The organism is uncultured Bradyrhizobium sp. (genome assembly GCF_936928535.1).
GTDB lineage: Bacteria > Pseudomonadota > Alphaproteobacteria > Rhizobiales > Xanthobacteraceae > Bradyrhizobium.
Map to the genome: position 1 here is coordinate 1 of NZ_CAKZHY010000158.1, position 7,673 is coordinate 7,673.

Here is a 7,673-nt window from a genome sequence, read left to right on the forward strand (position 1 = left end):
GCGGTTCCGCAAAACGTCAAGCCAGCTTCAATAGGGTCGCGGCTAAGCGCTTACGAAGATCTTCGACATCAGCAAACCCATTTGCGCGAAGAGTGGCGGAAAGCTCGGCCGGATTGAAGAAAGAGAGCCAGGGCTCGCCGCGCTCCGCAGCTCGCTTGGCAGCTATCATCAGACGGGCGCGGCCCTCCGGAGAATGGTTTTCAAACGGCTCAGTGTACTCGAACACCACTGCGGACGCCGGAATGCTGGCGATGACGCGCAGCGTTGCCAAGATCGCTTCGAGTGAAAGATAGACAACGACGCCCAGCCACTGAAAGAAAGCGGGGCAGTCGCTGCGAAAACCTGCACCTGCCAATCCGGCGGCAAGGCCTTCCCGTTCGAAGTCGATGGGCACAAAGGTGAGCGAGCCAGGCTGCGGTAGTCCCGCCTCTCTCAACCGCTCGCGCTTCCATTCCTGCGTTGCGGGGCAATCGACTTCGAACACACGAACGCCGGCGTCCGCAAACGGGTTGCGCAGGGAAAATGTATCGAGGCCCGCGCCGAGTATGACGATCTGCCGCACGCCGCGCCCGACGCAATCTGCAAGGACATTCTCGGAAAATCGACTACGCGCCGCGATGAATAAGCGCATTGGCCTCAGCGATTCATCTTCCGCCATTTCATTCAATGAGACGGCCGTCCGTTTGTCCAAAATTACCGACGCGAACGGGTCTTTGAAGATAGCCCCGCCTTCCAATATCTGATGAAGGGCGCGATGGGCGGCCGCCCTCCGAGCGGTCTGACTAGGCTGCCCTTGTCGCATGACAATAATCCCTCTGCCCGGCTTAGTTTAACAACTCACTGCAATGCTCTTTGGATTCATTCGATGACTTCATCGGCGAGCGCCAACAGCGTAGGGGAGACATTGACGCCCAGAGCCTTCGCTGTCTTCAGGTTGAGGACCATGAAATATTTTGAAGCTTGCTCGACTGGCAATTCAGCCGGCGTGGCCCCCTTAAAGATTTTGTCGATGTAGAAGGCGGCACGCCTATATAGATCGTCTAGATCTGCCCCGTAGCTGACCAGCCCGCCCGCTTTCACGTTGGCCCTATTCGCGAATATGGCGGGTAACCGATGCTTCATTTGAAGTTCGGCCACCAGCTCGGCTTGCACTGTGTATAGAGGCGATGACAGGACCAGAACGCCGTTGCATTGATTGCGCGTCATGGTCTGAAATCCGACTTGAATCTCTGAGACAGTGCTGGCTGACGCGGGTACCAGCTCAACCCCGAGCGTTTGTGCTGCGCGATCGACCGCCTTAACAGCGGTTGGATGCGAAGGCGTGGTGGGATTCGAGAGCAAGCCGACGCGCACGGCACCGGGAAGTATTTCCTTCAAGATCTCCAGTTCCTTCACGGAGACTTCCGTGAGAAGCATGGACATGCCCGTAATGTTTCCACCGGGCCGCGAGAGGCTCGTCACGTCTCCAAGCCCCACCGGGTCGGCGTGCTGAGCGAAAACGATGGGAATAGTGGTAGTCGCGCGCCCGGGCAGGCCCTACCTGGGTCGATGCAGGCGCAAAGATGACGTCAACCTTCCTGGCGACGAGCTGCGTTGCGAGATCGAACGTTTGATCGGCTCGCTCGGCCCATTGAAAGTCAATTCTGAGATTTCTGCCCTCGACATATCCCAGGTCGCGAAGACCGGCCCGGAAAGCGTCCACTTCGCTGGTCCAGCTTGCTGCTTCGCCAAATCCTAGGTACCCGATCTTCCAAACCCTTGCAGATTGCTGTCCACGCGACAGCGCCGGCCAAATCAATGCCGCTCCTCCCACAAGCGTTATGAAACGGCGGCGTTTCATGCGGTGCCTCAAGGGCCGTGATTTTAGTTCAATTTTGGCTCGCGGTCCAAGCTGGCAAGGATAGCGATGGGTCAAAGACGCCCTCGGCAGCCAGTATTCCCCTGGTCGGGGTCATCTCTAGCCCGCGATCCAACCCTTCAACAAAGCGCTTCATCAGATGCCCCGCAAAGTCGCCGGGAATCTTATCGCGCGAATCACAGGAAGCAGAGCCTTTTCACACAGCCTGGGCCAATAGCAGAAGCATCATTCTGGTATGCCGGCCATCCGCAAGGCTTTGCCGAACTTTAGGGCAAGCTCGGGCGCGCATGCAACGCCAGCGAGTTGGCCCGAGATGCGGAACGCGGGTTGTAGCGCAAGGACACGGGCGGCCGCCACCCGCGCCTCCTCCATCCGACCGACCGCTGCGAGCGACGCCGCGAGTTGCACCCACGTGATGCTGTGAGCGGGATTGGCAAGGTTCGACCTATAGGCCGCGGCTGAGGCTTCCGAGAAGCGATTCCGATGGAAATGACTTAGTGCTTGAGCGTCGTAAGCAGCAAAAGCCCATGGATCGAACGGGCTCAGGCGCAAGCCGCGTTCACTCCAATCAATTGCTTGCTCGGCTTCGCCGGCCCAGGCGGCCACGACGCTGCCAAGGATCCACGCAAGCGCCGTCGAAGGACTCAGCGCCAGCGCAGCCTCGAACGCGACAAATGCTGCTTGCCGATCATGAGCATCCATCCCAAGCGAGAAACCAGCGCAGGTAAGCGCTCGTGCATCGTCTCGGCCGTACTCCACCGCTTTGCGTGCATGGCGCACCGCCGCCGAGCGATTCTCTTCCTTTAGCCCAGTACGGAGAAATAGGTTGTGGTGTGCGATCGCCGCGAGACCATGAGCGAGTGCGTAGCTCGGCTCAAGCTCGATCGCTCGCCTCAACAGCGTAAGCGCTGCCGCGGAGCGTTCGTGCATACCGGAGTCGACGTCAGCCTGGGCCCGCAGAACCAACTCGTACGCATCGAGACTCTCAGGCCGTTTGCGACGAATGCGCTCGGCTTCCGCGCGGCGCAGGCTTGGCTCGATGGCGCCGGTCACAGCCAGCGCGATCTCGTCCTGCAAGGCAAACAGGTCGCCAGCGGTCCGGTCATAACGCTCGGCCCAGATCTGAGCGCCGCTTGTAGTATCGGCGAGTTGCACGTTGACGCGAACACGGTCTTCGGCGCGCCTCACGCTGCCCTGCAAAACATAACGCACACCGAGATCGCGGCCGATCTGCTTGACGTCGGCGATGCGATCACGCCACACGGCGCTTGAATTGCGCGCAATCACGAAGAGCCACCGGATGCGCGACAGGCCGGTGATGATGTCGTCTACCATGCCATCGGCGAGCCAGGGGGGCTCGTCAGATTGCTCGAATGGCAGCACGGCGATCGATGGTTTTTCCGGCACAGCGAGCGCGGCGGGGTGCGGAGGCTCATAGGGGGGCGTGGCCGTACGGGTGACCGGCGGGCCGGCATAGCGATAACCGCGACGCGGAAGCGTCTCTATCCAGCGCCCGCCGCCACCCTGCTCGAGCGCACGGCGAAGTGCCGCGATCTGCACCGTGAGATTACTGTCCTCGACCGCAATTCCCGGCCATGCGGCCTCGATCAGGGCATCCTTGCTGACCGGCGACGCAGCGCGCTCAAGTAACAGACGCAACAACGAGGCGCCCCGCTGGCCAAGTAGACTTGGCTCGCCGTCGTAAAGAAGCGCTCCGGTGGCGGCGTCGAGTGCAAAGGAACCGAAGCGGTATGTCGCGGGCGGTTGGGTCATTTCGGCGATATTTTGCAACAATTTCGGCTGCGTTTCACGACCTTTGGACGACAAAAAGGCACTTTGGGGCTCCCATTGCAATCTGGAGAGCCAAGATGAGCCGACAGCCGATCATCCGACGACCAAACGAGGGCAAAGGCGTGAAGCTTGCCGGCCAGCCAATGACCTTTTTGGTCACCGGCAATGACACCAAGCACACCTCGATGTTCGAATGGTCCATTCCACCGGGCTTTTCCACCGGCCTGCATGTCCATCGCGTGCAGGAGGAGACGTTTTACGTACTAGAGGGAGATTGCGACTGGCAGGTCGGCAACGAACGCGTGCGCGCCACGCCAGGCACTTACCTGTTCCTGCCACCCGGCGTACCGCACAACATTGGTAACGCCTCAGATAAGATCGCGCGCGTACTGATGACGGTGTCGCCGCCAGGGCACGAGCGCTATTTCGAAGAACTCGCGGAAACGGTGGCCCGTGGCGGCGCGGCAGATCCGGCGGCGATTTCTGAGTTGCGAGCCCGCTATGACACCGATCAGCTATCGGCACTCAGAAAGTGAGTTTAGTCTCATTTGGGTCAAAGGCTGCCCTCGGCAGCCAGCATACCCTTGGTCGGGTCACCTCTCAGAAGCGGATATCGCCGCGCTCAGGGCAGACGTCAGCCACGGGCCAGAAGTGGTCTTCCGCCTTATTCAATGACCTTGTCCGCACCCGCAACAAGTTACGCTGGAATCGCAAGACCAAGTGCATTAGCAGAGAAGCGTTTAGCTTGGGTCCTCTCGCCCTCCGAGAGGTTCTGAGAGGCAGCGATAGAGCAATTTTCTTTCTAGATTCGCTCCCTCCCCCAAAGCACCGATCCGAAGCACTTTCTGTGGCGCCGCTTCGATGATGGCCGCATGGATTTCGCACATCGAACGTTAAGGAATATCAGCCTAACCGAGTGTTCAACGGATGGCGCGCCCGGAACGAGGCGAAGCGCAACCGGCTAGGCCATTGTTTTTGCGGAGAAAAACGCTCTCCTGCCGGCCCCAGTGATACCACCACGAAGTACCAGTAGCAAGAGGACCGAGCCCGACTGCCCCTCGATCACTCCGGTCCGGCGCGCTCGTTGACCGTCATTGTCAACCGCGCCGCACAGCTGTCTCTTCTTCATCCCTGAGTTCGCTCTCTATTTGCGCATTCAAAATCTTTAGCCTCTCACGTCCCCATGAACGCACCTGCCGGGACGGGTGGTCCTCCAGTTCCTCCAAAGGGGCTACGAAGGAGCGCAGATGACTGGACGTCGGGCCGCTCCACCCCCCGTGCCAATGTTTATTGAAAGCGCCTTCTGTATGTCTTTCCTCGATCCGAACTCATCGATCAACGCGGCGCCAAGCTTGGTCCAGTGTTTTCGTCCGTCCTGGGTAACAAAGAGCGGTGCCATTTCGGCGACCATCCGGGCGAAGTTCTTTGGATACGCCTTGCACGCTGCAACAACTGCAGTAGCGCTTAATTGGAATAATGGACCTTCCACTTTTCCGCTAAAGCTGAATGGTGAGCCAAGAATGTGGACGAAATGCCAACGATCCCCCACGTCTGCCCGTTCGATGTGAGACGCGAACATCGGAAGCACGGTTGAAGAGTACTTCACTATGACAAGCTCGGTCAGCCTTTGAAGAAGCTGGTTGCTAGACGTCTGATAGTTCTGAGCGGCCTCGATCAACTTACCAGCCAGAAATCTTGCGAGCGTAGGCCCGAACTCACTATCAGACAGAAGCATCTTCACTAAGGTCTCGTAGTGGTGGTGATCCATAACTCCCTGAGCTTTCTCGGAAGCAAACGGCGCAGCGCGCAAGGCTCGGTCAATTTCCTCGCGAACTGTACCAAACTTGGTCTTATCTCCGTGCAGGTACATCGAGAGCAGATCAACTGCCACCCAAGCTCCCTGTTCGCCTCGCGCAATAAGACTATTGATAAGGCGCTTCACTCCTGCAGGGGGCATAGGCTGAAGAACGCCACCCATGCCGAAAATGCTTATGACATTGGGCGCAAGGTCACCCCGGTCAATTAGATCGACGACCAAATCAAGACTTTTGGGAGTGAGATTTAGACCCGCAAAATATGGGAGAAATTTCCTAAGAGACGGACTGACGGAAACACGGGTGAGCACTGGGTCAACTTCTTGCCGCTCCCGAGTGAAGAGCGCGTCGATCATCCCCCCGAGCAAGGATTGGTTTGGCTCTTGGGCATGTTCCAGCTTTTGCATGGCAAGTTGGATCGCATCACCCGGTCTGTCCGTCGCCTGCAGGAATGCTCGACCGAAAGCGAAGCTTTGTCTGGTTTCCCCCTCGCTCAACGAGCCAACCACATTCTCGAAGGCTTCCCAGTAGAGGGCACACTCCTTTCCTAACTCTGCCGCACGCTTGCTGTTCTGATCAAAATCACGATCAGGGCTGTCGAGCTCTCTGAAGTGGTAGGGCACATTCTTTACGTAGAACAATATTCTATCTTCGAGAGACGTGGGGAGGAGGCGACTGAAAAGCCGCGCCAGTCTCTCACGTCCTTCGGAGTTCTCGTCACCCTTCAGCCGATAATTCAACTGCCAAGAGAGATGCTCCAAAAGCTGGCCCCAAGTCTCGCCTTCCGGCTTGAAGAACTCTACGAGTGCCTCGTAATCAGCAAACATTGGATCGGAGATCAGCATGCTGGCGTCGATAGCCGCAAACGCTCGACGCGCCAGCGCGAACGCATCCTTGCTCTGCCCTGAAATCACCTTGAGCAATTCGAGCACACCCCGAGCATACGCAAAAACCTCAGGCCAAGTCTTGGGTCGATAGTCCTCGTAGGTCTTTCGCGTGCCGTGATTTTCGGAACCTATTGTCCGAGTTCCGGCGTGAGCGTCTATCGCCTTGCACAAGGCGGGGACTAAAATTGGCACTTCAGCTTCCTCGGCATTTAGGACGAGAAACTCCAACGTGTCCAATCTTTCCGCGAGGCTTGCGCTAGTGCCTGGCAACTGAACGCGGAAGCGCTGAACAAATTCGCCGGTCGCATTATTGGACCACGTCTCATTTTCTGCAGCTGCCAACCTTAGTAGAAGTCGCATTGTTCGCTGAAAAATCGAAGGCTCCCATGCCAGCGCATCGAGGGTCCAGACCAGCGAACGCCGTCCGGGTCCGACCGTCTCCTTCAATGTTGTCAGATCAAACGAGCCAAACTCACGCTCCAGCGTGCTCACCACGTCTTCCGGGGCCACCTCTGCCAATCTGCGAAGACAGCGCGCCCCGACATCAGTATTAAGCGCCTTCGCCGATCCGAAAGGGCCAGAAGGACCGCACAGCTTTGCTGCAACCCCTCTGGCGTCAGTAAGGTAGTCCAAGTCCGAAAGTCGATCGCATAAAGCCTTTTTTAGCTCGTCCGGCATTGATCCTTCCAACAAGGACCTTCGTTGACCATTTGTTGCGTAGCGCCAAAACGCAGCCGCGAGCTGGGCCGCAAGCGGGCGGGGACGGACTAATATGGAATAACCTCGACGCTGAAGAATACGACGCGTGAAGAAGTGTTCAAGCCGGGCCTCCAGCTGGTCGGCGGTCATTTCAAGCAAATTTTCGGCAATCCATTTAATCTGATCATTCTTTGGCTCGATTATGCCCACCGCTTCGAAAAGCGAGATGCAGCGGAGACAACGTAAAAGATCCGCATCAATTGTTCCTCGACCCCACACGAGCTTGCTCGTTAAATTCTCCGGGTCTTGGAAGTCAGCGAAATGCTCCGCGCCACTTTTCAAACCGGCCGCAACCAGCACGGCAATTAGCGGGAAGCCCGAACAGAATTCTGTAGCTCTCTCTAAGTCGTCTGGAGGAAGCGCTGCACCTGAACTTTTCAGGATTTCTTTGATCCCCTCGTTTGGAGCAGCGTCGATGACGATTTCCTGATCCTCGGGAGGCGGCTTATCGAAATCCAGGTCGAGTGTGATCATACTCAAGAGACTGTCAGTTCTATGCACCTCTTGACTTAGGGTCTGTACCTAATTAGCGATCTCTGATTCCGTCGCACGGAGTTGATTCGG

Annotated in this window: 5 protein-coding genes; 1 reads left to right on the forward strand and 4 read right to left on the reverse strand. The window is 57.7% G+C overall.

Annotated features, from left to right (window positions below):
• Positions 1–16: 16 nt before the first annotated feature.
• The 3 genes from Q0687_RS29665 to Q0687_RS29675 form a co-directional block, all read right to left on the reverse strand.
• Positions 17–802: an SAM-dependent methyltransferase gene (locus Q0687_RS29665; RefSeq protein ID WP_298884991.1), complete on the reverse strand. Its 786-nt coding sequence runs from the start codon at positions 800–802 to the stop codon at positions 17–19.
• Between the two features lie 56 nt (positions 803–858).
• A complete protein-coding gene (locus Q0687_RS29670; protein ID WP_363324015.1) occupies positions 859–1,533 on the reverse strand; it encodes an ABC transporter substrate-binding protein in 675 nt (224 codons plus the stop codon).
• A gap of 550 nt (positions 1,534–2,083) precedes the next feature.
• Entirely contained in the window at positions 2,084–3,712 is a 1,629-nt protein-coding gene (locus Q0687_RS29675; protein ID WP_363324014.1) for a winged helix-turn-helix domain-containing protein, read from the reverse strand.
• A gap of 14 nt (positions 3,713–3,726) precedes the next feature.
• Between Q0687_RS29675 and Q0687_RS29680 the strand changes: the two genes are divergently transcribed.
• A complete protein-coding gene (locus tag Q0687_RS29680) occupies positions 3,727–4,185 on the forward strand; it encodes a cupin domain-containing protein (protein WP_298884750.1) in 459 nt (152 codons plus the stop codon).
• A 695-nt stretch (positions 4,186–4,880) separates the two neighbouring features.
• Here the strand turns inward: Q0687_RS29680 and Q0687_RS29685 are convergent.
• A complete protein-coding gene (locus Q0687_RS29685; RefSeq protein ID WP_298884992.1) occupies positions 4,881–7,589 on the reverse strand; it encodes a hypothetical protein in 2,709 nt (902 codons plus the stop codon).
• Positions 7,590–7,673 lie beyond the last annotated feature (84 nt).